Source organism: Enterococcus sp. AZ040, assembly GCF_050499185.1.
Taxonomy (GTDB): Bacteria; Bacillota; Bacilli; order Lactobacillales; family Enterococcaceae; genus Enterococcus_D; species Enterococcus_D entomosocium.
The window spans coordinates 832740-857850 of record NZ_JBMHEW010000001.1 but is presented as its reverse complement, the minus strand read 5'-3'; the positions used below and the strand labels follow the sequence as shown (position 1 = coordinate 857850).

Genomic DNA, 25111 nt, shown 5'->3' with positions numbered 1-25111 from the left:
CCCCTTTTTCAAAAATCGATACTAAAATCACCCATTTATCATTCCTTTTTTACACAAGGGATTCTGTGAAAAAAGTTTTTTCAAAAAGAATGCTTCTTTCACCAGTGTGATCGACGCTATGATGAAATCCTGTTACATCGCTTCCAACCGGATACGAATTTTTTGATAAAGAAGTCCCTCACTTCTACCGAAAGAAATATTTTCACAATGTATTTCATACGAAAGTTTATAATACCAAGGAGAAAACCAAGAATTTGCATAAGTTTGTGAAATTATGCTATACTAAAAAAAAGGAAGAGGTGACCGAGTATGAAAACAAAGACGAAAGAAAAAGTTTATGCTGAACGACAACATAACTATAAAACGAAAAAAGAAGAGATTTTCAAAAAAGCCCTAGATTCCGTACCGACCACAGACAAGAAAAAAGAAGAACAGAAAAAGAAAGCGTAGACTCCTGCGTTTTCTTTTTTTGTTGATCTGTAAAAAGACGAGGCTTCGCCGAAGGGTGGCGAGTCTCGTCTTTATTGTAATCGAAAAAAAGCAGGCTATGATACTTTCTATCTCAACCATTGTCAATTCACCTTGAAAATCACCGAATGACTACCATCAATGCAATAAAGGGAAACTCTTCCTCAAAGGAAGCGACAGTTTCTTATTCCAACGGGTCTTAAACACAATATTTAGTAGGCGAAAACACGTTCCTACAATATATTGTGGATAAACCTGTTGAAACTGTGCATAACTAAAAAGCCTGCGATTTTTTCGCAGACTTTTTAGTTATTGACATGCTTGAATTAATCTAGAGATAAATAATAGCTCACATTATCTGGTAACGGTTTAAAGCCATTCTTTTTGTAAAAATCCGCTGCGGGCATACTTTCTTCGGTATCTAACAGGATCGTTGGAATCTCTTTCTTGAGCAGATCCTCTTTGATCATTTCTAAGAAAGTGGAACCCAAGCCCTTTCCTTGGTGCGTGCCTGTAATTAAAAAGGTGTCGACTACATACTCTTTTCCTTGATACCAGGGCTTGATAAAGCCCAATGAAAGACCAATCAATTCATTCGATGCTCGGTTTGTTAGTCGATAACCAATAAAAGTATTCATTGCCATCATTGATGATACATAGTCGGTGATTTGCGGCACTGTCAATTGGTCATTCCATGGTTCTGCTGAAAATACAGCAATATAGTGGTCCACGACTTCTGCTAAATCTGCCGTTGTTAATTCACGCATGCTTACGTTCTTTTCCATCCTATCTCCTGCTTCCCTTTCTATTTCGGTCGAGCCTATACTCGAAGAATCCACTAATTTTTGTGCGTGTATCAATCATCGATTCGTTTTGCATAGCCATTGCCATAACTGATATAACGGCGCTTTTGGTTGACGGCCATTTTTTTATGAATCTCTGCTTCAAGATCAATGGAAAGGATTTCTGCTAACCCAAGAAGATAAATCGCCACATCCGCCAATTCTTCTCCTACCTCTTGTTGCTTCCGATAGGCATCAAAGGCCTCCCCTATTTCACCATATAAAGCCAAAAACTCTTTTTCAATATTGGTGACATTGAATTGGTGATCAATCTTGTTTTGATAAATCGCTTTTTGCATTTCTGATAGTTTCATAGTCGCTCCTTTTGGGATAGTATACCATTTAATTAAAATTCAAAATAGAAACTTAGTAAAAAAATCACCTCAAAAAATAGTGACCCCAAAACGTTAGAATTTTGATCTAACTTTTGTAGGTCACTATAATATAGGATTCCCTTTTTTTATTCTGCCCGCTCCAATTCAGCAGATTTGATTGCAACCCGTTGAGCGATTTTTAGAAATGGAAAATAGATTGCTACACAGACGACGATGATGATCACCTGAACTAAGACAACTTTGAAATCCCCTTTTGATGCCAATAATGCACTAAGAATTGGCGGTGTCGTCCAAGGAACCATGACTGAAAGTGGCTCAATGAATCCTACTGCGGTAGCAAAGTAGCCAATCAACGTCGCAACAATTGGACTTGCAACGAAGGGAATGATCATTGGTAAATTGAAGACGATCGGTAAACCAAAGATGATTGGCTCGTTGATATTAAAAATACCCGGAGCTAGGGATAGATTGACGACATCCCGAAAAGGTTGGTAATTGCGGACGAATAAGAGCACTGCAATGATCAAACTGATCGTAAATCCAGTCCCGCCTAGTTGTGCGAAAACCGTCACGAATGCTGAATTTAAGATATTGGGCGGCGCAGCACCGTCCTGCACGGCTTGCATGTTTTCATTCATATTGACTAACAGCAATGGATCTAATAAGGTGCCATTGATGACGGTTTGGTGAATGCCTAAAGTAAACAGAAAGTTGCCCGTTGAATAGATGATCAAGAACCCAAAAATCGATGTGTTCAATAAACGCAGTGGTTCTTGGATCACTGTGGAAATGATTTGAATCAGATCGGTATCAAAGGCTGCTAGCACAGTCGCAACTAAGGCAAAGAAAGAAATCACTAAAATAGCAGGGATCAACGTGCTGAAGGATTTGCTGACGGCAGGAGGAACTTGATCCCCTAAATTGATTTTTAAGTGCTTGTTTTCTGACAGTCGAATAAATAATTCCGTGGCAACTAACCCACAAATGATGCCAGAAAACATCCCTTTGGTCCCGACATCGTCAAACAGCATCACACCACTGATGGTTACTTCTGCTTGAGCGCCTTCTGGCATCACGGCATGAGCCATCGCCAACATGACCACTAAGCAAGTCGTTGCCACAAAAGTTGCATTGATAGCGCTTGGATTATTTTTGTTGCGACAAAGGAAGTAGGCGATCATCGGAGCAATCAGCAAACCGGCGATATTCAATGTTCCATTGGTGATGGAATTGCCAAACACTTGCATTCGCGCCAAGGCAGCCCCTTCTAAGAACCACGGAAAGAAGACATTATTAAACAACACAGCGATCCCTGCGATAATAAAGGCAGGCATTAAGGTCGCAAACGCATCACGAAGACTTTTAAGATGAACCTGATTGCCGAGACGGACCGAAAACTCTGTAAATTTATCTAAAAACGTGCGCTTTTCTGCTGCCATTTTCTGTTCCTCCTATTCTGCATATGGGTTTGTATAGATCGTACTACCATTCGTTTTGATCACTTCTTTGAACCATTCATACGATTTTTTCGGCACACGTTTCATATCTCGCAACTCATGATTGCCACGATTGACATACACAAGTCCGTATCGTTTCTCCATATCACCTTGAGAGCTCAAAATGTCGATCAGTCCCCAGCCAAGATAACCAAGACAGACCACTCCATCTTCCACCATCGCTGCAAACATCGCTCGAATATGCTCTTGATGGTAGGCAATCCGGTAATCATCTTGAATCGGTTCGTTGCCATTCCAATGCTCTCTGACACCAATTCCGTTTTCAATCGGAAACACTGGCAACCGGTACCGCTGATAGACTTTATTTAAGACATCACGGAAGCCGAGCGGATCAATTTGCCAATTCCATTCCGTCGTTTCAATATACGGATTGTCTTGTTTTCCAAAAGTCATGTACCGATTTGGCGGCGTTCCTTCAGGGATTTTTTCAGCGTTCAAGGTAGAAGAAGCATAATAGCTAAAGGCAATGTAATCATTTTTCTGCGCTGCGATCGCTTCTAATTCCCCAGGTAAAATATTCATATTGAGTTGATGATTTTTCACGTATCGGTCTTGTGCTGCCGAATACTTGCCGTGCGCATAGCAATCTAGTAAAGTAAAATTCGCAAATTCATCAAACTCTCTTGCTGCTTTGATGTCTTGTGGACGACAAGTCGCTGGATACGCTTCAGAATACGCCAGCATGCCGCCAATCTTCGCATTTGTTGTTTCATGAAGATAGTTACAGATCTCTGCATGGCAAACCATGACATTGTGGAAAATTTGATACAATTCTTCTGTTGTTTCTTCCCCTTCTAAATAGCCGCTGATCTTAAAACCATGGTCTTGGTGGAAAAGATTTTGTTCGTTAAAGGTTAACCAATAATGGACTTTATCCGCAAAACGATCCACCATTTCTTTTCCAAAGCGAATGAATGCGTCCTTCACTTCTTTACTGATGAACCCGTTATAGGTTTTCGCTAGATGCAGGGGCATATCAAAATGGTACAAACAAATCATAGGTTCGATTCCTCTAGCTAACAGATCATCAATAAAACGATCGTAATAGGCGATCCCTTCTTCATTAAAGGCACCATATCCATCGTGAACGACCCTTGACCAAGAAATTTGAAAACGATACATGTTCATCCCCAAATCTTGCATATAATCAAAATCTTCTGTATACGCATGATAGTTATCATTTGCTACATGCCAATCGCTAGCCTGTTCCGAAGCTTCCCGTATATCATAAACGGATAAGCTTTTACCACCTTCATTCCAACCACCTTCTGTCTGCATACTGCTGACACTGTTCCCCCAATAAAATGTTGTCATAGTGATTCCTCCATCATTTGTATTCGCTTACAAAACCTATTATAATTAGGTGAAATCGGCATGTAAATTTTTCAAACACACATGTAAAGCTTTTTCTGTACATTTGAATTGCAGTTGATTCTTTAATGATATACCTTGTTTTTATCCCCTTCAAACAAAACTCAAGTCCATGAATTTCTTTACATAAGGAGTGATGACTATGACAAAATACAAAGAGATTGTTGATCAGTTGCGGACGAATATTTATGAAGGTGTTTTTCCAGCTTTATCAAAACTACCGGAACAAACGGCGTTAGCCAAACGATTTCAAACCTCGCGAATGACGATCCAAAAAGCGCTAAATCAACTGAAGCAAGAAGGCCTGATTTCCACCAAAAGAGGTCATGGCACCTATGTCAATTCAGCGACCTACCAAGGACAGATCAATGAGTATATCGGTCTAGTCAACCGATATGGCGGGCGCCATAAAGTGCAAAGTAAAATCATTAGTTTCAATGTTCGTTTCCCAGAAGCCAACGAAATGGATTACTTGTCCTTGCGAGAAAACGAACCTGTTTATGATATCGTACGACTGCGCTATGTTGATAACGAACCCTTTGAATTGGAGTACACGATCATGCCCATCAAAACCATTCCCGATATTGATATGGCGATCCTTGAACACTCGATCTATCGATATATCACTGATTCCTTACACCTCAAAATAGGCCCCGCCATACGTAAAATCCGTGCCGACAAAGCGGATTCCTATGATATCAAATATTTAGAAGTTGATCCCAATGATCCGATCTTAGAATTAGAACAAGTTGCTCGTCTCTCCGACGGGCGGCCCTTCGAATTTTCACAAACTCGTTATCCTTACCAAAATCGTGAGATTTACTATCTTTCTGAACCTTAATGGCAAAAAAACAAGTCTGAAGAAAACTCAGACTTGTTTTTATTGTCTAGGAAAGGTGAACTCGTTAAGATTCTTCGTTTTTTTTCGCCGTTCGCTCGGGACTGACCCAAACGCCGCTACCGTAGCCAAGGATGGTTTTGACGGCTGGAATAAAGGTAGTGACGATCGTTATGGCATTAATCATCCAGTAAAACAGCATGTAAAAAGGGGCAAAGCGGAAATACTTCAGCTTGCTGCGGTTGTCATCCGCCAAAAGGCTGGTAAATAGCTGCATGACCCCTGCAATCATCTCAAAACAAACAAAGAGAAAGGCCATCGTAAACATATGGTAGATCCGCTCGTAATTCCCAGTTGCCCCATAATAAATCAGATAAAAAACAAACAAAGCCGAAGACAACCAGAAAAAGAATGACCAGATAATACTTAAGGACTGATCCACAAACATGGCGGTTCGTCCGATATTTTCAAAAGGGTGTAAGAAAACTTTTTTAAAATTGGTCAACCACACTTCCGTCCCGCCTTTCGCCCAACGTTTCCGTTGCCGATAGAGCATCTTGAGGGTTTCTGGTACCTCCATGAAAAACATCACTCGTGACGCAAATAAGGACAACCAACCATGGAATTGATGATCCCAGGCAATACTGATATCTTCCGTGGCACGATTTTGTCGAAAAAGACCAACATCCATCAATGCAGCTCTACGATACATCGTGTTGGCACCGCTATAGGCATAGATGACGCCGAAAACAGCTTGCTGGGTCCGTTTAATAATTCCTACGATACTTGAAAACTCAACAGTTTGTGACTTTCCGACGATGGTTGTGCGATTTTGAACGTCCATATTCGCCGTAATAGCAGAGATATTGATGGAATCTTGACGAATGAAATAATTGACATATTTCCACAATGCATCAGGTTCAGGGACCGTATCTGCGTCGTTACTCAAGATCAATTCCCCTTTGGCAAACCCTACCCCAATATTAAAGGCATGGGCTTTCCCTTGGTTTTTTTCGATACGCAAAACCCTTAGATTCGGGTACTGTTCCATTAAGCGATCTAGTATCATAGGAGTTTGATCCGTTGAGCCGTCATCCGTCACCAACACTTCATAGTTGCTGTAGTTTATGTTATTCATTAAGTAATGAATCGTGTCTTCAATAACGATTTCTTCATTGTGAGCCGGTACCATAATGGTGATCATCGGTTCGATTTCTTCGGGAATCGGTATCCACTCCAACTGACGGTAGCGGAATAAAAACCGATTGCAGATCACCCCGATGAACCAAGCAAAACCTCCTAATATCGGATACGTGAACAGAATCATTAAAACAACCGTTAAAAATGTATCCAACCACGGGAACCCAGTATCAAAATTGACAACCATCAGCCCACCCCATTTCTACGGTAAAGATCCTGTATCTCCGTTTCTCCGATGTTTTGTTCAGGAGCAACGGCATAGTATTTGGCAGCGTGACGCTCTTCTTTCGTTCCGAAGCGTTCTTCGTAAAATCCTTCTAATACTTCTTTGCGTTTTTCTAAGGCAACTTCGTCATGCATCGATTGCTTTTGTAGCAATCGTTTGAAACGGCGATTGTTCCTCAAGGTCAACAAAGTAAATGTCAGAACCAAGACCAAAAAAGAAATTCCTAAGAACAACGCCAAAAAATCAAAAGTCACTGCTTCTTCCAGATATGTCCGAAAGGCGATCCGATCCGCCAGATTCGGTAAAGTCAGCGGGATGGCCAGCCAGACAAACGGAACCAAGACCATCAGCCAAGCAAGAATCGTCAAAATCGTTTGGCGGGTCTTCAAAGCAGAACGACCTTTTTGAAAATACGCATCGGTGACCAACCGTTCTTTGACTTCTTCCCGTGTCACTCGTTGTTTCATTTTACTCACTCCTTAAAAAGTATTTTTTTGCTGTGAAGAAAAAGAAGCAACAAAAGCAAGTCGTCTTTTGATGGACCTGCTTCGTTCTTCTTTTTGACCTACTTGGATTTCTTGCCAACTTTCAACGCATTGAACAGCGTGTGAAATTGGCCTTTAAAGGACATCACTTGCTCAAACACATCTTCCCCATCATTCAGCATCTTGACAGTCACCCAGCCTAATGCTTCGGTGATACCACTAGCCACACTGGCATTGATCGCAGCTCCAGCAACGGTGCCGACTGCTGGGACAAATTTCAAGATATTGCCAACGGCACTGCGTCCAAAACTCACCACCACTAACTCTTTCGAGATACTCTTCGCTAACCCTTCACGCCACGTTCGCCCAAAAATGCGATACAAACGTGCCATCATCGTCATTTGAACCGGCACAAGTAACACTGCATCTGAAAAAGGAATCGGTGAACAGCCGATGATCGCCGCCGTCAAAGAAGCCGCATGGATCGTGCGGTGGGCTTTTTTCCGCGTTTCATCATCTACTCCAACCAAAAACTCTTCAAACACCTGATCAAATTGATCCTTGCTTTTCGCTAACACTTTTTCCGCTTGGGCTTTTGATCCGTCATAGCCTTTCATCACAAGGGCAGCCGATTTTTTCGGCATTCGCATCATGACATCCGCAAAAAAAGAAGTAAACTCCGCTTCTTCTTGCAGCTCCTCTCCCGTTTGACTTTGCTCGACTTGAACGGACTGTTCCGTTAATAATTCATTTTCGTTTTGTTTCTTTTTGCGTTTTATCCATGGTTTTTTCAAAGAAATGTCTCCTTCTTTCGACTCGTTGTTCATTTAAAAAATCAAAGTGAGCCATGATTTTGTTCCTCTTTCTATTTTAGCTCAGGTTTTTCAAGATAGCGAAAATGTAGCTTGAGAGAGCTTACACTTGCTAAAAAATGCATATTTGCATCTTAACATTATTTATTTATATTATCGTTTTTTTATGCTATGATACACAAAAGGAGTGGATCGAATGAAAAAGAAATTGAATTGGAAAGTCCTTTTTTATCTAGGCTTATTGACTTACTTTCTTTTAAGCGGGATCTTCGCATTCTTTGGAGTCGAAATACCGTTTCTTTATAAACGTTGATCTTCACGTTTTCTCAGAACCATATCATTCAACTCTTTGCTCTATGTTGAGAGAATCCATCATTCTATCGTCCATTCAATCTAATCAGAAAAGGTGATTTTCTTGTCCATTTTATTTGATCTATTGCAGCTGCTTGCCGTTATCTGTATCGCGTATTTATTGTTCACAAAAAACCATTTCCTCAAACAATTAACTGCTGTTCAGAAAATGGTCTTTGTCGTTTTATGTATTTCGGTGATACTGCCGGCTCTTTATGAATTTATTACTGGTTTTGCGCAAGGATTTTGGGAACGGTTGTAATTCACGGTTCCTTAGGAAACACGCTGCCTTTACAAGACAAACAGATAGATCATATCTACCAGTCCTTTCTCCTTTTATTCAAGCAATGAACCAATTCTTTGGTGCTTAGAATACTAAGAAGAGAGGTTTTTTGTCTTTTTCTGTGTTAAAGTATTTTTTGATCGTACAAAAAAAGAACCCCTCAAAAGAGGAGTTCTCAAGGCTTGCTTACATCATGCCGCCCATACCCATTGATGGGTCCATTGCAGGAGCTGCTGGCGCTGCTGGTTCTGGTTTGTCGGCAACGACTGCTTCAGTTGTTAACAATAATGCGGCAACAGAAGCTGCGTTTTGTAATGCAGAACGCGTCACTTTTGTTGGGTCAACGATCCCAGCTTCTAGCATGTTTACCCATTCGCCAGTTGCTGCATTGAAACCAACACCTAAGTCAGCGTTTTTCAATTTGTCGATGATGACTGAACCTTCGTAGCCTGCATTTTCAGCAATTTGACGAACGGGTTCTTCTAATGCACGTAAAACGATTTTGACACCTGTTGCTGCATCGCCATCTGTTTCGATTTCTGCAACTTTGTTGATGACATTGACTAAGGCAGTTCCACCACCAGAGACCATGCCTTCTTCAACAGCGGCACGTGTTGCGTTCAATGCATCTTCAATACGTAATTTCAACTCTTTCAATTCAGTTTCAGTTGGTGCCCCAACTTTGATCACTGCAACTCCACCAGCAAGTTTTGCTAAGCGTTCTTGTAGTTTTTCACGGTCAAAGTCAGAAGTTGTATCAGCGATTTGGTTTTTGATCAATTGAACGCGTGCGTCAATTGCTTCTTTTTCACCAGCACCTTCAACGATCGTTGTGTTGTCTTTATCCACAACCACTTTGCTTGCTTGACCTAAGTTATCGATGGTTGCATCTTTCAACTCAAGACCTAAGTCTTCAGTGATCACTGTACCACCAGTTAAGATCGCAATGTCTTCTAGCATTGCTTTACGACGGTCACCAAATCCTGGTGCTTTCACTGCGACAACGTTGAATGTTCCACGGATTTTGTTCAAGACAAGTGTTGGTAATGCTTCGCCATCAACGTCATCAGCGATGATCAATAATGGTTTTGATTGTTGTAAGATTTGTTCTAACAATGGCAAGATATCTTGGATGTTAGAGATTTTTTTGTCAGTGATCAAGATGTATGGATTTTCTAACGCTGCTTCCATTTTATCGTTGTCAGTTACCATGTATTGTGATAAGTACCCACGATCAAATTGCATTCCTTCCACAACATCTAATTCTGTTTCGATCCCTTTTGATTCTTCAATAGTGATAACACCGTCATTGCCGACTTTTTCCATTGCATCAGCGATGTATTGACCAACTTTTTCACTACCAGAAGAAACAGCACCAACTTGTGCGATTGCTTCTTTTGAATCAACGATTGATGAAATGTTGTGTAGCTCTTCTACAGCCACTTTTGTTGCCATTTCGATCCCACGACGAATACCTAATGGGTTCGCACCAGCGGTGACATTTTTCAATCCTTCACGAACGATTGCTTGTGTCAATAACGTAGCAGTCGTTGTTCCGTCACCAGCGATATCGTTTGTTTTTGAAGCGACTTCAGAAACAAGTTTTGCGCCCATGTTTTCAAAATGATCTTCTAATTCGATTTCTTTAGCGATCGTTACACCGTCATTTGTAATCAATGGTGAACCGTAAGATTTTTCTAAAACCACGTTACGACCTTTAGGACCTAAGGTTACTTTTACTGTATCTGCTAATTTATCTACCCCACGAAGCATTGCTGCGCGTGCGTCTTCTGCAAATTTGATTTCTTTTGCCATGATTTCATCACCTCAAGTATTTTTTATTTTTCTTATTCTACTACTGCAATGATATCTTTTGCAGCAACGATCAAATATTCTGTTCCTTCATATTTCACTTCTGTGCCAGCGTATTTTTCAAACATTACTTGTTCGCCAACGTTGACAGCAACAGGAGCTTTTTCACCGTTTTCGAGCGTGCGTCCTTCGCCGACTGCAATAACGGTACCCGTTTGTGGTTTTTCTTTTGCTGCTGATGCAAGCACGATTCCGCCTACAGTTTTTTCTTCTTCTTTTGCGACTTCGATAATCACACGATCACCTAATGGTCTTAACACGATAAATCCCTCCAATGAATGTTATAGAATTTAGTATTAGCACTCTCTTGTATCGAGTGCTAACTTACAGTTTCAATATTACTCATTTTCCCAAATTTTTGCAAGCCTTTTGCTAAATTTTTTTTGCATTTCTATTTGATTGATAAAAATAGTAGGATTTTTTGTTTCTAGAAGCAACCTAGTCTATAATGAAGCAAAGGAGTGTGAGGAAACAACTATGTCTTTATCAAAATATTCTTTGTCCACGATTCTTACTTACGGCATCGTCTTTTTTCTACCGATCGCCTTCATCCCTAGCGGACATCAAGTGGCCGCAACAACGATTGGTTATTTAGTTGGTGCTGCGATCATGTTTTTCTTGTATTTCAAACAAACGGAACCGTTATCGTTTGAACACAAAAGATCAAAAATTTCATCGATTCTTATTTATGGACTGACAGGTATTATTGCAGCGATCTTGTTGCAAAATCTAGCCATTTTTATCGAATCGCTTTTCGGTGAAGTCAGTGCTTCGCAAAATACCGAAAATATCATTGCTATTGTGCTGCAAAACCCACTGTTCGCCCTCGCGGCAATGGTTGGTGGACCAATTATGGAAGAATTTGTCTTCCGCAGAGCCTTAGTTGGCATCATTGGGAAATACAGCAATGTTTGGGTCGGTGTAGTGGTCAGCGCTGTAGCCTTTGCCTTTGCCCATAATGACAATCATCTCTTAGTCTATATTTTCTTAGGACTGTTCTTTTCTGGGCTTTATGCCTTGACCGGCAGCATTTGGACTTCCATGATTACCCATGTGGGAATGAACACTTTAGTTATTATTATTCAGTTGTTGCTTCATTACGGCTATATCCAAATGCCCTAAAGAAAAAAACGCTACGCAGAAATTTTGCGTAACGTTTTTTTCTTTATACCTTCATGCCATTGGACGCAATCACTTGCTGATACCATGCAAATGAATCTTTCTTCCGACGATCAAGGGTCCCATTTCCTTCATTGTCTTTGTCCACATAGATCACACCATAGCGTTTCTTCATTTCCCCTGTACCAGCAGAAACCAAGTCAATGATGCCCCACGGTGTATAACCCAATAAGTCGACGCCATCATAAGCTACTGCTTCTTTCATCATTTCGATATGGGCTTTCAGGTAATCAATACGGTAGTCATCATGGATCTGTCCATCCTCTTCCACTGTATCTACGGCACCAAAGCCATTTTCTACAATGAAGAGCGGCAATTCGTAGCGTTCGTTGAACCAATTCATGGCGTAGCGTAAGCCCACGGGATCAATCTGCCAGCCCCATTCGGAAGCATCAACATAGGGATTATCCACCAGATCTTGGCTCTCATCATAGTCATAGGTTGGATCATTTTCCTTACCTTTGATCGCAAAAGACATATAGTAACTAAAGCCGATGTAGTCAACACAGCCGTTTGCCAAAATTGCTTCATCTTCAGGGGTGATATCTAAATCAAATTGTTTTCTCTCAAAATAGCTGCGCATATATCTCGGATAGTGTCCACGGGCATGCACATCTGAAAAACAATAGCGGCGCTGCATGGCCACCGTGGCTGCCATCATGTCTTTGGGATTGCAAGAATACGGATAGATTGGACACATCGCGATCATCGATCCGATTTGAAACGCAGGATTGATTGCATGCCCTAGCGCCACCACTTTCGCACTAGCAACGAGTTCGTAATGGGCTGCTTGGTACATGATTTTTTCTCGGTCTTCTCCTTCGGTAAAGAACAGACCGGAATTGGTAAACGGCGCAAAATCTTCTTTGTAGTTTGCTTGATTGTTGATTTCATTGAAAGTCATCCAATACTTCACTTTCTTTTGATAGCGCGTAAAACAAACTTCTGCAAAGCGGACAAACAAATCGATCAACTTACGGTTACGCCAACCTCCGTATTCGGTAACTAAATGATAGGGCATTTCAAAGTGAGAAAGGGTAATAACCGGCTCAATGCCATAGCGTAAACACTCATCGAATAATTGATCATAAAAGGCCAAGCCTTCCTCATTTGGCTCGCGTTCATCACCTTTTGGAAAAATACGGGTCCAGGCAATCGATGTTCGGAAGCACTTCAACCCTAATTCGGCAAAAAGCTTGATGTCTTCAGGATACCGATGATAAAAATCGATCGCTTCATGATTGGGATAACTTTCGCCCGGTTGGATACCTTCCGTGATTCGGCGAGGAATTCCGTTGCCTCCTACAGTCATGACATCAGCGACACTCACGCCTTTTCCGCCCGAACGATAGCCGCCTTCCAATTGATGAGCAGCGACTGCGCCACCCCATAAAAAATCGTTTCTAAGTTTATTCATTTCTTTTCAACCTGCTTCCTTGGTATTAAACGATCTCTGTTTCTTGTTTATAGTTCAAACTATCGACCTTACGAATGAAAGGATAGTAAATAAAGAAGCCGATTGCTAAAACAACAAATTGTAAAATAGCGGTACGAATGCCACCTACTAGAAAACCTGAAATGATCGGCGGGGTCGTCCAGGGAACTTGCACAGCAGTAAATAGCGGTACGATACCGGTATAAAGTGCAAAATACGTGATCACGCCTGAAACCATCGGTGTCAAAATAAATGGTAATACCATGATTGGGTTCATAACGATCGGTGTCGCAAAAATAATTGGTTCATTGATATTAAAGAATGCCGGGATCAAGGAAAGACGTCCTAATTGTTTGAACTGCGCCGAACGGGCAAAAGCCACCATGTATAGCACGATCCCAATCGTCATTCCTGCGCCAGTTACCGTCATAAATTGATCCAAAAACTGCTGGGTCACGATGTGTCCGCCATTTTCTAATGTCAATGCTTTACCAGATTCAAGAATAGCCGTATTGGCTAATGAATTGGCTTGTAAAATTGGTCCCATGATCCCGCCCACGATCGTCGAACCGTGAACCCCAAAGAACCACAAGAATGGCACTAAGAAGCCTAGCATCATTGCACCACCAAGGGAATCCGTCACCCCTTGCATTGGACTTTGAATCACGGTGTAGATCCATTCGACCACGGTTGTCTGAAAGACTTTATCAAAGAAAATATAAATGCCTAATGCGATGGTCGTCAAAACAGCGGCTGGAATCAATGCTGTAAATGAGTTTGCGACATTGGTGGGTACTTGCTCTGGCAGTTTGATTCGGATGTCGCGTTTCAAGAACCATGTATAGCCCCAACCCACAAAAAGTCCCACTAAGATGGCACTGATCATTCCTTGTCCACCGGTCCACGTCTTATCAATGACATTTGCGATGGTCACATTTGCTTCAGCATCCGTCACACTTGACTCCATAGTTAATAAGAAAATAACTAAACCAATCATTCCTGCAGGGAGTCCTTCGTAACCTTCTGCTTTTACATATGAATAGGCGATGCCCATTACGGCGAAAAAGGCCATAATTGCAAAAGAGGCGCCATAGGCTTGGTTGAAGTATTCACCTAAGCCGCTATTCGTTACCCAATCCGCAATCGACTGGACGGGAAAGTTTGCTAATAGTAGGAAAATCGATCCTACGATTGAAAAGGGCATCGTATAGAGCATACCGTTTCTTAATGCAGTGATTGCTTTCGTATTGACAAATTTTAATATTGGGGGTAATAATTTCTCATTGATCCATTCGTTCATCTCACATCACTCCTAAAATAAAATTCCATCCACCGGCCAGTGAATTCGCTTACAAATAAATCTTAATGGATAATATTCCCCTTGCCTATAGCTTTTTTAAGTTATGAAACATGTTCCAACAAAAAAAACAGCCGAAGCTGTTTTTTTACGATCGCTTAGATTTGCTTGTAGACTTGATGGGCTAGAAGTTCGATCAATGTAATCACCGGGACTTGCGTTGTCAGGTTCAAATCGACTTCTTTTCCGCCACTTACGACGGGCATATAATACGATATATTGTAGTCTGCCATTTGGGCGATCGTCGATTTTTCATCATTGGTGATGCTGAGTACTTTTGCTCCATAGCGTTTGAAGTCCTCCGTTTGCTTGATCATTTGAATGGTTTCACCCGACACCGATAAAATGATCGCTAACGTATTTTCCATTCCGCGGGGCGGTACTGGCAAAAAGGGATCAACGATGCTATAAGCATTGATGCCTAAGTTGGCAAAATAGCGACTGCCATAGGTGCCCAGAATGCCGCTTGTGCCGATACCGGAAAACGCCACATGGCGTGCGGAAAGAATCAATTCTACTGCCGGCTGGATAAACTTACGGTAATCTTCATTATTGACTTTTTTTAAGAATGTATTGACTTGAATCGTTGCATCATAGAAAAGATCAAACGCTCGTGCGTCTTGTTCCTTTTTTTGACAGATTGCATACTTTAACTCTGAATATCCACGATAGCCCAATTTCGTGATACATCGTAAAATCGTCGACGTTGAGACGTGGCATGCAGCTGACAATTCGCGAATCGTCAGCTGATCGATCTCTTCAAAATGCTGGACAATGTATTTATAAACTGCCATTTCAAGCTCGTTCAAAGTCTTGATTTTTTCTTCATCAAACATCCCACTGCCTCCACCCAACAAATTCATCGCTCTGATGATCGATTAGATCGCAAATAATTCCGTCGCTTTGTCAGGATCGGTATCAAAGACTTCAAACGTTTCTCCAACACCTAGATCATGTTCTTTCATGGTGTTGACCATCGTTAAGTGCGCCAACTCTTTCAGGTTGTTTTCTTTACTTAAATGACCAAGATAGACCCGTTTGGTGTTGTCGGTCAAGATATCCGTCATGACAAGTGCGCCATCTTCATTCGATAAGTGACCGCGATCTCCAAGAATCCGCTGCTTGAGACTCCATGGATAAGGACCCATTCGCAACATTTCTAGGTCATGGTTGCTTTCTACAAGGTATGCATCGGCGCCTTTGATGATGCCTCGCACATGATCGCTGCAATAACCGGTATCCGTCAACATCACGAATGATTTGCCGTCTTTATGGAAACGATAAAATTGCGGCGCTGCAGCATCGTGAGAGACGCCAAAGCTTTCAATGTCCAAGTCACCCAAGGTCAGCACTTTTCCCATTTCAAAGATATGTTTTTGCTCGACAGCGACGTTACCGATCATTGGATCCATCGCTTGCCATGTTTTTGTATTCGCATAGACATCAAGTTTGTATTTTCGTGCCAGTACTCCAACACCGTGGATGTGGTCCCGATGTTCGTGGGTCACAAGAATGGCGTCCAAGTCTTCTGGTTTGCGCCCTACTTCATCCAATAATGAAGTGATCTTCTTGCCGCTCAAACCGGCATCCACTAAGATCCGCTTTTTATTGCTTTCGATATAGAGCGAATTCCCTGAGCTTCCGCTGGCTAGAATACTTACTTGAAAGGCATTTTCCTTCATCATGGTTTACGTGACTTCCTCTCTGGTTGTTTCAACGAGTTCCATTATACCCGCTTTTTTATGGATTTTCTACCTTTTGAACGGCATTATTCGTGATGATCCGATTGCTGAAGGCATTGACCGTTTCGATTTGGATGGTGTCATCGCCATCTAATTGGAAAGCAATAAACCATGCAGGAATATACACGTTTTTTTCCCTAACCTTCAAAATCATCGTATAGGCTAATTCCGTCCAGAGAATTTTCGAGTGACTTGGCAGCTTGTTGTTCAGATAAAGCGTATTTACTGCTTCTTTTTCTGAATAGACCGTCATCTTTTCCCTTAGAGGCGTAATATTGGAGATATGTGTTTGCGTATAACGGGCAATCTGCAGTAGATCATCCGTTTGTTCTAAGGTGATATCGATCCGACTTGAGCTGTCATTGAAAGGAATGTCTTCATACGACTGGACCGCCACCACCGTCGGATGATTGGCGTTCAAGACAGAGAGGTTTTCCAAATAGTCATATTCATCCCCAAACAGGACTTGGTCTTTTCGTTGCAAGAAACCATTGACGGTTTCTTCCGTTTGAGAATCATCACTGATATAAAAGCCATTGGTTGAGACATGGATCAACTGCTGCCCTTTGACCGTAGACCCTCTTTTGAACTGAGTATTGAGTTGCGGATTTCGTAGTTCCGCATCAAAATCCGTCTGTTCACCGCTCAAATAATAGCCACTCAAGACCTCGTCTGATAATTCGCCAGAATACCGAATGTCCTCAGAATCAAGTCGTTGTTCGATAGGAATCGTTTGGTTTGATTGTGAAACCATCTGATGCTCGCTGCGAGCCTCACTATAAACATTGAATAAAAAGACATTCAGACCAAGAAAAGCGAGGAAAAAAATCCATTCGATTCGTTTAAAATCCAATTAATTCTCCTCCGTTTCTGCTAATTTTGTCATTAATGCATCATAGCTAATCCAAGACGAGTCATAATTGACATACCAAGCAGGCGTCAAATCAACCAGTGGTGCATCTTTGATCTCCCCCCACTGATAGCCGACGATGATCTGTTGCAACAACGCTGGGTCAGCCCCTGCCGCAATCAAATCATTTTTGACTGACAAACTAGAAGGCAATTCAATCTCCGTTTCAGAAGGAATCGGCACTTGGATCGCATTCAAGCTGGCAGAAATCGTCATTTCACGACTGCCGGTCTGACCACTTTCTGAAAAAGCGACACTGATCACCCCCTGGCCGCCAGTACTAAAGACTGGATAGCCTTCGACGAAAACCCGATAATCCAAGTGTTTGTCTTGTTGATCAAAATAGCGGATCGTCCCAAAGTTATTGCCTAGACGAATAATGTAATCCGCACTCAACATTGCCAGATCCATTTCATCGGAACCGTCTGTGGTGGTTTCAAACTTGACTTGCTGCTGATCTTGCAAGACAGTCATGTTTTGCCCACCTTCATAATAGTAGGTATCGACACTTTCGTCGTTGATCTTGACATTTTTAGGATTGCTGAAAAAGGCTTCTCGGAACAAACTCTGAGACTGTGTCGAAGAATAGTAGCTGTATTTTTTTAGCTTGATCGAATCCTGCGTATAGTATTGATTGCTAGATCGTTCTTGATCAGTCCTCATTGCCGTCCATTCCCGAGGATTGTCTGCTAGCAAGTGTTTTACTTGGCTTTTATCCCAGTCGATCTTGCCTCGAACTACTCGTTGATGGGTAAAGTCAACAAATTGGATCGTATTTTCTTCGAGATCAAACTGGATGCGAGAAAACGGAAAAGCCTCTGTTTCACTTTCGTCCTCTAAGGACAGTTCTTTATCAAAGGTTTTCTCGTAATCTTTCAAGTAAAATGTCGTATAGTAGTTTAAGGATATTCCTTGATCGACCTCTTGGGCTTTCGAAAAAGCCTGTTCTTCACCATAGGTTCGCAGGGTCAAATCACTGATCGTTGCCTCGTTGATCACCTCTTGGATCTCTCGAATCACCGCTTCAGAGTTGGTTTCTTTGATATCCTCTTCATCATTCCATGTTAGATATAGGGGCAAAAACAAATCGCTTTTTTGTTTGTACGTTTGAACCGAAGGATTGACGCCAGTATCTGTTTCGGTGCTGGCATTGTTGAACCCGGTCGGATTTAGCCAAATCATATAGGAGAAATAAAAACTCAATGCGATCATCACGATTAAACCTGCTCGAATGATTTTTTCTGAGATTCTCATACCCACCAATCCTCCTCATACGGTTCATACGGCAACATAATGTAAAATGTTGACCCGCGATTTTCTCGACTTTCCGCCCAAATCGCACCGCCATGAGCTTTGATGACTTCACGTGAGATCGCCAACCCTAAGCCGGTACCTCCTTGTTGCCGGGCTCGAGCTTTATCGACTCGGTAAAAACGATCAAAGATCTTCGTGAGATCTTTTTTCGGAATTCCTAGTCCTTGGTCATTGATGCTAAGGACGATGTTGTTATGAGTCTCCATCAATTTCACCGTAATAATCCCACCATCTGGCGAATATTTGATGGCATTATTCATGATGTTGTCGATCACTTGGATCATTTTGTCCGTATCGACTTCCACCCACAATTCTCGTTTGGTGAACTCCCGACGAATCAGATATTTTTTGCTTTCATTCGTCACCATCATGTCAAAACGGTCCAACACGAAATTAACCATCTCATTGAAATTGATATATTCCAATTGTAGTTGCGAATTGCCGCTATCCATCCGCGACAAACTCAATAGGTCATTGATCATGCGAATCATCCGATCCGTTTCATCCAAGGTCACTTTTAGAAAGTTCGGCGCAATTTCTGGATCTTTCCAAGCACCCTCACTCAGCGCTTCGATGTAACTACGCATACTCGTTAGAGGTGTTCGCAACTCATGGGAAACGTTGGAGACAAATTCTCGCCGTTCCTGCTCATTTTTTTCTTGTTCCGTGACATCGTGCATTACCGCAACTAGACCGGAAATGAACCCGGACTCTCGACGGATCATGGAGAAATCGATGCGCAAGATCAGATTTGTTCCCGTCAAATCATTGCTAGGACGTTCCAAAAGCATGTCTTCAGGATTTTCCAAAAGTTTTCGCAACGTGTATTCTTCATCGATTTCCAATAACGTCAAAATCGACTGCCCGATCGCTTCTTCGTTAGTGACATTCAACAAGGACATCGCCATCTCATTGATGGTTATGACTTTGCCTCGTCGGTCGGTGGCAACAACGCCGTCTGTCATGTGGGATAAGACACTATCCAAACGATTTCGCTCGGACTCCATCGCCTCTTGAGTCTCTTCGATTCGTTCCCCTAGTTGATTGAAGGTTTCCGCCAATTGTCCCAATTCATCTTTCCCATGAATCGCGACCTTGCGGCTATAATCTCCTTTAGCGATGCGAATCGCTTGTTCCCGCATCTCTCCAATTGGTTGGGTAATCGAACGAGAGACCAATAGTGCCACAATGATCGAAATCACTGCCGCTATCAGCGAGGCGGTAACAAAAATGACCGCCGTCGTACTGACTTCATTGTACTTTGACTCTAGATTGCTCCGTAAATAAAGGGTTCCTAAAACGGTATCCCCTGTCGGTGATTGGATCGACTGGACGATATTGAACACCCGCTGACCGCTGGATTCATCATAAAGGACTTCACTGCGGTTCGTATCGTAATCACGGTAATCATTTTTTTCTCCCACCGAGCCACGATCATTGATATTGGTGGTTGCACGAATAATCCCTTGCTCATCCACCACCCGCATCTCCAAAATTTCTGAAGAGTTGGTACTCGTTAAGATTCGATTCAGGGAAGCATTCATGGAATCCCAATCCAACCCGTCATCATTATCCATGCGACTCAATTCAGAGCCTAATGTCACCACTAACGTGCTGGCCCGTGCCTCCATGTCGCGTTTGAAGGCATCGACCGTTGTTCTTTCCAATTCGCGAATAAAATACGCCCCGATAATCTGGATCGCAATCAATAAGATCAAGATAAAAGTCAGGGCGATTTTGAAGTTCACCGATTGAAAAAAGCGAACCTTATTTTTCATAGCTTATTCCTGTTCTGGGTTCCGCAAGTAATAGCCCACTCCGCGACGAGTAACCAAATAGTTTGGATGGCTCGGGCTGTCTTCGATTTTTTCACGCAAACGGCGCACCGTCACGTCAACGGTTCGGACATCACCAAAGTAGTCATAGCCCCAGACAGTTTGCAATAAATGTTCTCGGGTCATCACTTGACCAAGATGTTTTGCCAAGTAGTGCATCAATTCAAACTCCCGGTGCGTCAATTCGATGGCTGCACCATTTTTAGTGACCATGTAGGCATCCGGATGAATTGTTAAATCACCAATCGTTAATTCGCTGTTGGCATTGTCGTCTGCTTCCTTCGCAGCTGCCGAGCCGCGACGCAGATTGGCTTTGACGCGGGCCACCAATTCCCGGTTTGAAAATGGTTTGGTTACATAATCGTCCGCACCAAGCTCAAGGCCTAGTACTTTATCGATTTCAGAATCTTTGGCTGTGACCATGATGATCGGCATGTCATGGGTTTTGCGCACTTCCCGTGCAACTTCCAATCCATCCATTTTTGGTAGCATCAAATCAAGCAAAATCAGATCAGGATCGACCTCGGCTACTTTTTCTAATGCCTCTTCTCCATCATAGGCGGTATATACTTCATATCCTTCTTTGGTTAAATTAAATTTGACGATATCAGAAATTGGTTTCTCATCGTCCACGACTAGGATCTTTTTCAAAAATGTCACCTCAATTTTTTTTGGTTTCTTACTTATTATACATTATTTAAACGGGCTTTTCATCTTTCCCAAAAACCGCGGCCTTATTCTTAAGGAAAGCACAAAAAAAGAAAGGCACGGGGCCTTTCTTTTTTACTCTTCTAAAAGCTGGATACCGATCCCTAACAACCCAGGACCCGTGTGGACGACTAATGCGGGAGAAATTTGTCCAAATAAGATTTCTTTGACCTTAGGAAATTCGGCTTCTAATCGTGCTTTCATTTCTTTGGCTTCTTGCAGTGCATCACCTTGCGCCACAGCTAAACGCACATGGCGATGATCACCGATGAATTGCTTGATCAAGTCAACGGTTTTGTCCAAGCTTTTCTTCCGTCCACGAGATTTTGCGACCGTATAGTAGATCCCTTCTTCATTACAAGAGATAATTGGATTCAATTTCAAGGCATTGCCTAAGATGGATGCGACCAGACCGATGCGGCCGCCTTTTTGTAAATACTCTAAGGTAGCTACGTTGAAAAAGACTTTGTTTTTCGGCACTTCATTCGTTAATTGTGCCCGCAGTTCTTCCCAAGTCACGCCTTTTTCTAACAGTTCTGCTGCACGAATCGCTTGCAGCCCTGCACCGATTCCGATATTTTTCGTATCAAGCACGAAAACCTCAAGATCCGTCCGTTGTTCACCTAACAGGCGAACAACATTAAACGTTCCACTCAATCCGCTGGAGATGGTTACAGCAAAGACTTTTTCATACCCATCGGCTTTGATCCGATCAAAGATTTCCCCGATCGCCGCGCCATCAGGTAATGAAGTACTAGGAATCTCTTGCGGCAAACGTTCGTAAATTTCTTCGGCAGTAATATCAACTTTATCGGTATAGGTCCGATCCTTGTAAATAATTTGCAATGGCAGCATATACATGCCGTATTGCTCCATGATCTGTGCGGGAACATCGGTACCTGAATCAACTAATAGGGCAATTTTCTCTTTATTCATGGGCTTCTCCTTTATGTGTTTCTAAATAAATGACTTCTAATTCGATGGTTTTTTCTGCCAACAATTTATTAGCAAAGGAACGCGTTGCACCTTTCATGGCCACTAATTCAATCGGGATTGGTTCCGATGCCATTTGCTCGGGCTCTCCCATTGCTTCTTTGCCAACAAGATGAATTGCTTTTTCTTGTTCTTCACAAAATACATTATAGGCATTTCTGATTCCGACAGCTTTCCCTTGAAAAAGGATGCCTGTCTTTATTTCTGGAATTGTCAACACTTGCTTCAGCATCGTGATCGCGATCAAAAATGCGAGATGCTTTTGGTTGTAACGTTTTTTTTCTGGTGCGGGGATCATCCCTTTTTTGACATAATTATTGACCATAGAAGAGGTCAATAGCGGATGTTTTTCTGTTTGGATCACAGGTGATAAATATTGGTCAATCAAAGTGATTACCTGATCCATATACAGTTCCAGGGTTGGCAACTCTTCCCACCTAGGCAGATGGAATTCCAGCAGCGATTCACCCCATGTTTTCATGTCCGATTGTAATTTTTCCATGTCATCCTCCATTTTGACTAACAGAAGGTTAGATTATCACAAACTAATCATCTAGTTTCGATAACTAGATACATTTTATCACGGTTTTCTGAGTTTTTAAAGCAATCTGATCAATCTTTTAAGAATTTCCTATCATTTGAAATTGGGGAACGAATGGTGTTTTTTTAAGATAACCCCTGTTTTCCAACTGAAAAAAGCGCACATTTTTTTCAAAAGAATGATTGATTTTTAAACACCGGAGTGCTAAGATAATGAAGTACTTTTGGTACGGGCCGTTAGCTCAGTTGGTAGAGCAGCTGACTCTTAATCAGCGGGTCGCGGGTTCGAGCCCCTCACGGCCCATTGGGTGCCAAACCCACGGAACAGGTAAATGTTGGTGCGAAAGCATTTCGAAAACATTTATGCTGTTCCATTTTTTTGTTTATTATTATCACCTTGCGAATAAAGGGATTTTTTTTGATAAGAGGATTTCTTATTTGAAGAGGTCTGTGTAAAACTTCAAAAACTTTTGAGCGATGAAGAAGGCATCTCAATACGATTCTCTCCCTTACTCAAACGATGACTCATTTACCGATCACGAAACGAGTATTCTACAGATTTAAATCATTTGAGAACATGAGAATTAGAATCATTTTGATCAATCAACTAATCAAAGTAAGCTAACAAAAAATCTGAGCCAGAATGCTATTTATTCTGACCCAGATTTGATTTTGTACGACTCATCAGTCCTTATTGACAAAGAGTCGAAATAGTTTAGCATATTATATCCCACGTTCATAGTGTGACCAAACAGAGAGAATCGTGATCGTTTTACTCTCTTCTTCCACGCTGTATACCAACCTGTGTTTGATATTGAGACGTCTTGAACAGTAAGGTAATCCTGTTAATTTTTCGTAAGGCGGCGGTGTTTGAAAAGGATTTTCCTTAATGACTTTGATCAGTTCATCAAACTTACTAGTTAGATTGATACTCTTCAATTTAGACAAATCTTTGCGAGCATTCTTTTTGATCTTTACATTCTATCCCAATCAATTTCACCTAAGTCTTCACTTTCTTCATTCTCAAAGTGTTTGATCCGATCAAGTACACCCACATTTTGTAAGTTGAGCGTTTCTTGTAAGGAGTTCCAATCGCTCTTACTAATCATGATGACGCTTTCTTCCTCTTTTGTACTCGCAATTTCTACAGGTTGACTGTCAGCCACAACATGCTTAATGATTCCATAAAGGTTTTTTCTTGCATTCGTTGGTGTAATTACTTCCATGTTTTCTCCTCCTTCTATTTAAAAATCTTAAGCATATTATAACGTACGTAAATAAAGAGGAAGAATATATTTAATTTTTCTTACAAGTCTTCAAGTCTTGTAGTAATCGTTTTTTGAGCCTTAACTTGTGGTTTCGATTGCTCAAAGTGCTTACTGTTTGCCGTCCTATTTACCAAATGGGCGGTTTCTTGTATTGATTCTTGGTCTTTAACAGCTGTCATAGTCATTTTGTCTTCAGCGGATTGCTTTTTGATCCGTTTATTAATCGAAGAATGCAACAAGAAAAGAAATTGCCAATCACTGTTTTGCTTCTAGTATGACTGTCCTTTGTGTCCTGCACAGTAATAAGACTAAATGTATTGAAAAGGAGTAAAAACATTTTGATGCTACTTCATTTATTCTTTTGCTCAATCACTACTTCATCTTCATTTATCGGTTCTTCGAATCCTGAAAAAAACCGTTGAAGGATTTCTTCTGTAATAGGAAAAGCGGAATTTGCAGTCTGGACTTTATTTCTGATCGCTAATCGTTTTCGTAAAGTATCATAATCAGCTTTTAGATAGATTACTTTAATCGTCACATCATATGCTGCCAGTAGTTCTCTATAAGCGTCTCGGTGACTTTTAGCCCAAAAACTAGAATCGACAACTACGTTTTTTCCTTCTTGAACAGCCCTTACTGTAAGCTCTTTCAATTTAACTGAAGATAATGACGAAACTTTTGCATATTTTTCCGAAGGGTAATCAACACCATAAACGCCATAGTCTTCCCAAATTAATTCATCTATTGCTAATCTTACATAACCTTCTTGCTCTTTTTGTTTTGAGTAAGTGGTTTTGCCTGCACCACTAACGCCACACATCAAAAGTACCTCAACCATTATTCTCCTCCTACCTTTTCTGATCAATAAACAAAGAGAACGAAAAAACCTTATTTGTAATCAACGCTCGTGTTTTAGACCACTGTTCGCCACCCACATCTGATGATACAATGATAACATTGTTTTTATGAACAACAAGCAGATTGGGAAACAATCGCAAGAAAAATAGTAAGTAAAACCATATATTAGAGAATAGAAGCGTTAGCCACTTAAGCTAACGGATAAATCAAATTTTTGTCCATTTCCACTCTACTATAAAAAAATTATTTTCTACAAAAAATAGGAACGCAAGCCAAAATACGAAAGAAACATCATGGCTAAAACTTATGTATGTAATGGTATCTTTATTTCTATTATTCCAATTTTAAAATAAAATAAGCCACCACTCCAAA

Annotated in this window: 26 protein-coding genes, 1 tRNA gene and 1 pseudogene; 6 read left to right on the top strand and 22 right to left on the bottom strand. The window is 41.4% G+C overall.

The annotated features are described in order from the left end of the window. The first annotated feature begins 309 nt into the window (after positions 1-309). The gene (locus IGK63_RS03885; protein ID WP_005237363.1) at positions 310-450 is read left to right on the top strand and encodes a hypothetical protein; all 141 of its coding nucleotides are present in this window, start codon (positions 310-312) and stop codon (positions 448-450) included. A gap of 344 nt (positions 451-794) precedes the next feature. Here the strand turns inward: IGK63_RS03885 and IGK63_RS03880 are convergent, their stop codons facing one another. The 4 genes from IGK63_RS03880 to IGK63_RS03865 form a co-directional block, all read right to left on the bottom strand. Continuing rightward, positions 795-1253 carry a GNAT family N-acetyltransferase gene (locus tag IGK63_RS03880; protein ID WP_008377253.1) on the bottom strand — a complete coding sequence of 153 codons (459 nt, stop codon included), beginning with the start codon at positions 1251-1253 and terminating at the stop codon, positions 795-797. A 71-nt stretch (positions 1254-1324) separates the two neighbouring features. Further along, entirely contained in the window at positions 1325-1624 is a 300-nt protein-coding gene (locus IGK63_RS03875) for a MazG-like family protein (RefSeq protein WP_005237365.1), read from the bottom strand. Between the two features lie 146 nt (positions 1625-1770). Next, positions 1771-3084, bottom strand: a complete 1314-nt coding sequence (locus tag IGK63_RS03870; protein WP_005237366.1) for a PTS sugar transporter subunit IIC — start codon at positions 3082-3084, stop codon at positions 1771-1773. A 12-nt stretch (positions 3085-3096) separates the two neighbouring features. After that, complete coding sequence (locus IGK63_RS03865; protein ID WP_429972439.1) at positions 3097-4476, bottom strand: glycoside hydrolase family 1 protein; 1380 nt, start codon at positions 4474-4476, stop codon at positions 3097-3099. Positions 4477-4675: 199 nt separating this feature from the next. On the opposite strand from IGK63_RS03865, the gene IGK63_RS03860 reads away from it, so the two are divergent. Then, entirely contained in the window at positions 4676-5374 is a 699-nt protein-coding gene (locus IGK63_RS03860) for a GntR family transcriptional regulator (protein ID WP_034868333.1), read from the top strand. A 64-nt stretch (positions 5375-5438) separates the two neighbouring features. Here the strand turns inward: IGK63_RS03860 and IGK63_RS03855 are convergent, their stop codons facing one another. From IGK63_RS03855 to IGK63_RS03845, 3 genes are all read right to left on the bottom strand, one after another. Next, the gene (locus IGK63_RS03855; RefSeq protein ID WP_016613774.1) at positions 5439-6758 is read right to left on the bottom strand and encodes a glycosyltransferase family 2 protein; all 1320 of its coding nucleotides are present in this window, start codon (positions 6756-6758) and stop codon (positions 5439-5441) included. Next, the gene (locus IGK63_RS03850; RefSeq protein WP_016613773.1) at positions 6758-7264 is read right to left on the bottom strand and encodes a hypothetical protein; all 507 of its coding nucleotides are present in this window, start codon (positions 7262-7264) and stop codon (positions 6758-6760) included. The genes IGK63_RS03855 and IGK63_RS03850 overlap by 1 nt, the downstream gene beginning before the upstream one ends. A 98-nt stretch (positions 7265-7362) precedes the next feature. Further along, positions 7363-8109 (bottom strand): YcjF family protein, encoded by a 747-nt coding sequence (locus tag IGK63_RS03845; RefSeq protein WP_016613772.1) that lies wholly within the window; start codon positions 8107-8109, stop codon positions 7363-7365. 400 nt (positions 8110-8509) lie between these two features. Here IGK63_RS03845 and IGK63_RS03840 point away from each other — a divergent pair, with 400 nt between their 5' ends. Then, positions 8510-8707 (top strand): hypothetical protein, encoded by a 198-nt coding sequence (locus IGK63_RS03840; RefSeq protein ID WP_016610551.1) that lies wholly within the window; start codon positions 8510-8512, stop codon positions 8705-8707. Between the two features lie 207 nt (positions 8708-8914). Here IGK63_RS03840 and groL read toward each other — a convergent pair whose 3' ends face one another. Continuing rightward, positions 8915-10543 carry a chaperonin GroEL gene (gene groL / locus IGK63_RS03835; RefSeq protein WP_005237384.1) on the bottom strand — a complete coding sequence of 543 codons (1629 nt, stop codon included), beginning with the start codon at positions 10541-10543 and terminating at the stop codon, positions 8915-8917. A gap of 32 nt (positions 10544-10575) precedes the next feature. Next, on the bottom strand, positions 10576-10860 hold the full coding sequence (groES, locus tag IGK63_RS03830; protein WP_005225291.1) for a co-chaperone GroES: 285 nt from the start codon (positions 10858-10860) through the stop codon (positions 10576-10578). A 217-nt stretch (positions 10861-11077) separates the two neighbouring features. Here groES and IGK63_RS03825 point away from each other — a divergent pair, with 217 nt between their 5' ends. Continuing rightward, positions 11078-11722 carry a CPBP family intramembrane glutamic endopeptidase gene (locus IGK63_RS03825; protein ID WP_008377239.1) on the top strand — a complete coding sequence of 215 codons (645 nt, stop codon included), beginning with the start codon at positions 11078-11080 and terminating at the stop codon, positions 11720-11722. Positions 11723-11765: 43 nt separating this feature from the next. Here the strand turns inward: IGK63_RS03825 and IGK63_RS03820 are convergent, their stop codons facing one another. The 10 genes from IGK63_RS03820 to IGK63_RS03775 all read right to left on the bottom strand — a co-directional run bounded on the left by IGK63_RS03820 (position 11766) and on the right by IGK63_RS03775 (position 22575). Beyond that, positions 11766-13196 carry a 6-phospho-beta-glucosidase gene (locus IGK63_RS03820; RefSeq protein ID WP_008377237.1) on the bottom strand — a complete coding sequence of 477 codons (1431 nt, stop codon included), beginning with the start codon at positions 13194-13196 and terminating at the stop codon, positions 11766-11768. Positions 13197-13221: 25 nt separating this feature from the next. Next, entirely contained in the window at positions 13222-14514 is a 1293-nt protein-coding gene (locus IGK63_RS03815) for a PTS sugar transporter subunit IIC (RefSeq protein WP_005225288.1), read from the bottom strand. 155 nt (positions 14515-14669) lie between these two features. Further along, positions 14670-15407, bottom strand: a complete 738-nt coding sequence (locus IGK63_RS03810; protein ID WP_034872439.1) for a MurR/RpiR family transcriptional regulator — start codon at positions 15405-15407, stop codon at positions 14670-14672. A 42-nt stretch (positions 15408-15449) separates the two neighbouring features. Further along, positions 15450-16256, bottom strand: a complete 807-nt coding sequence (locus IGK63_RS03805; RefSeq protein WP_005237390.1) for an MBL fold metallo-hydrolase — start codon at positions 16254-16256, stop codon at positions 15450-15452. A gap of 55 nt (positions 16257-16311) precedes the next feature. Next, on the bottom strand, positions 16312-17166 hold the full coding sequence (locus IGK63_RS03800) for a two-component system regulatory protein YycI (protein WP_016613770.1): 855 nt from the start codon (positions 17164-17166) through the stop codon (positions 16312-16314). Further along, the gene (locus tag IGK63_RS03795; RefSeq protein ID WP_016613769.1) at positions 17167-18477 is read right to left on the bottom strand and encodes a YycH family regulatory protein; all 1311 of its coding nucleotides are present in this window, start codon (positions 18475-18477) and stop codon (positions 17167-17169) included. After that, a complete protein-coding gene (gene walK / locus IGK63_RS03790; protein WP_008377228.1) occupies positions 18474-20315 on the bottom strand; it encodes a cell wall metabolism sensor histidine kinase WalK in 1842 nt (613 codons plus the stop codon). The genes IGK63_RS03795 and walK overlap by 4 nt, the downstream gene beginning before the upstream one ends. A gap of 3 nt (positions 20316-20318) precedes the next feature. Beyond that, a complete protein-coding gene (yycF, locus tag IGK63_RS03785) occupies positions 20319-21023 on the bottom strand; it encodes a response regulator YycF (RefSeq protein ID WP_010747607.1) in 705 nt (234 codons plus the stop codon). A gap of 132 nt (positions 21024-21155) precedes the next feature. After that, on the bottom strand, positions 21156-22016 hold the full coding sequence (locus IGK63_RS03780; protein WP_005225280.1) for a DegV family protein: 861 nt from the start codon (positions 22014-22016) through the stop codon (positions 21156-21158). Further along, the gene (locus tag IGK63_RS03775; RefSeq protein ID WP_034872437.1) at positions 22009-22575 is read right to left on the bottom strand and encodes a DUF1836 domain-containing protein; all 567 of its coding nucleotides are present in this window, start codon (positions 22573-22575) and stop codon (positions 22009-22011) included. Before IGK63_RS03775 ends, IGK63_RS03780 begins: the two co-directional genes overlap by 8 nt. Positions 22576-22844: 269 nt before the next feature. Between IGK63_RS03775 and IGK63_RS03770 the strand changes: the two genes are divergently transcribed. Both IGK63_RS03770 and IGK63_RS03765 read left to right on the top strand, forming a co-directional pair. Further along, positions 22845-22917: transfer RNA gene (locus tag IGK63_RS03770), tRNA-Lys, on the top strand. A 151-nt stretch (positions 22918-23068) separates the two neighbouring features. Further along, positions 23069-23238 (top strand): annotated as a pseudogene (locus tag IGK63_RS03765) (ISL3 family transposase); the annotation flags it as partial. Positions 23239-23336: 98 nt separating this feature from the next. On the opposite strand, the gene IGK63_RS03760 reads toward IGK63_RS03765, so the two are convergent. From IGK63_RS03760 to IGK63_RS03750, 3 genes are all read right to left on the bottom strand, one after another. Then, complete coding sequence (locus IGK63_RS03760; RefSeq protein ID WP_016613766.1) at positions 23337-23561, bottom strand: Txe/YoeB family addiction module toxin; 225 nt, start codon at positions 23559-23561, stop codon at positions 23337-23339. Positions 23562-23587: 26 nt separating this feature from the next. Further along, positions 23588-23839, bottom strand: a complete 252-nt coding sequence (locus tag IGK63_RS03755; RefSeq protein WP_005237397.1) for a type II toxin-antitoxin system Phd/YefM family antitoxin — start codon at positions 23837-23839, stop codon at positions 23588-23590. 391 nt (positions 23840-24230) lie between these two features. Further along, positions 24231-24719: an AAA family ATPase gene (locus tag IGK63_RS03750; protein WP_005237399.1), complete on the bottom strand. Its 489-nt coding sequence runs from the start codon at positions 24717-24719 to the stop codon at positions 24231-24233. Positions 24720-25111: the final 392 nt, after the last annotated feature.

Bases quoted from the DNA above. Each gene is read 5' to 3' on its own strand.
- IGK63_RS03755 (WP_005237397.1), bottom strand. From the start codon at position 23,839: ATGGAAGTAATTACACCAACGAATGCAAGAAAAAACCTTTATGGAATC.
- IGK63_RS03815 (WP_005225288.1), bottom strand. From the start codon at position 14,514: ATGAACGAATGGATCAATGAGAAATTATTACCCCCAATATTAAAATTT.
- IGK63_RS03880 (WP_008377253.1), bottom strand. From the start codon at position 1,253: ATGGAAAAGAACGTAAGCATGCGTGAATTAACAACGGCAGATTTAGCA.
- IGK63_RS03750 (WP_005237399.1), bottom strand. From the start codon at position 24,719: ATGGTTGAGGTACTTTTGATGTGTGGCGTTAGTGGTGCAGGCAAAACC.
- IGK63_RS03885 (WP_005237363.1), top strand. From the start codon at position 310: ATGAAAACAAAGACGAAAGAAAAAGTTTATGCTGAACGACAACATAAC.
- IGK63_RS03845 (WP_016613772.1), bottom strand. From the start codon at position 8,109: ATGAACAACGAGTCGAAAGAAGGAGACATTTCTTTGAAAAAACCATGG.
- IGK63_RS03805 (WP_005237390.1), bottom strand. From the start codon at position 16,256: ATGATGAAGGAAAATGCCTTTCAAGTAAGTATTCTAGCCAGCGGAAGC.
- IGK63_RS03865 (WP_429972439.1), bottom strand. From the start codon at position 4,476: ATGACAACATTTTATTGGGGGAACAGTGTCAGCAGTATGCAGACAGAA.
- IGK63_RS03810 (WP_034872439.1), bottom strand. From the start codon at position 15,407: ATGTTTGATGAAGAAAAAATCAAGACTTTGAACGAGCTTGAAATGGCA.
- IGK63_RS03850 (WP_016613773.1), bottom strand. From the start codon at position 7,264: ATGAAACAACGAGTGACACGGGAAGAAGTCAAAGAACGGTTGGTCACC.
- walK (WP_008377228.1), bottom strand. From the start codon at position 20,315: ATGAAAAATAAGGTTCGCTTTTTTCAATCGGTGAACTTCAAAATCGCC.
- IGK63_RS03875 (WP_005237365.1), bottom strand. From the start codon at position 1,624: ATGAAACTATCAGAAATGCAAAAAGCGATTTATCAAAACAAGATTGAT.
- IGK63_RS03820 (WP_008377237.1), bottom strand. From the start codon at position 13,196: ATGAATAAACTTAGAAACGATTTTTTATGGGGTGGCGCAGTCGCTGCT.
- IGK63_RS03780 (WP_005225280.1), bottom strand. From the start codon at position 22,016: ATGAATAAAGAGAAAATTGCCCTATTAGTTGATTCAGGTACCGATGTT.
- IGK63_RS03795 (WP_016613769.1), bottom strand. From the start codon at position 18,477: ATGAGAATCTCAGAAAAAATCATTCGAGCAGGTTTAATCGTGATGATC.
- IGK63_RS03860 (WP_034868333.1), top strand. From the start codon at position 4,676: ATGACAAAATACAAAGAGATTGTTGATCAGTTGCGGACGAATATTTAT.
- IGK63_RS03870 (WP_005237366.1), bottom strand. From the start codon at position 3,084: ATGGCAGCAGAAAAGCGCACGTTTTTAGATAAATTTACAGAGTTTTCG.
- IGK63_RS03775 (WP_034872437.1), bottom strand. From the start codon at position 22,575: ATGGAAAAATTACAATCGGACATGAAAACATGGGGTGAATCGCTGCTG.
- groL (WP_005237384.1), bottom strand. From the start codon at position 10,543: ATGGCAAAAGAAATCAAATTTGCAGAAGACGCACGCGCAGCAATGCTT.
- IGK63_RS03855 (WP_016613774.1), bottom strand. From the start codon at position 6,758: ATGGTTGTCAATTTTGATACTGGGTTCCCGTGGTTGGATACATTTTTA.
- IGK63_RS03825 (WP_008377239.1), top strand. From the start codon at position 11,078: ATGTCTTTATCAAAATATTCTTTGTCCACGATTCTTACTTACGGCATC.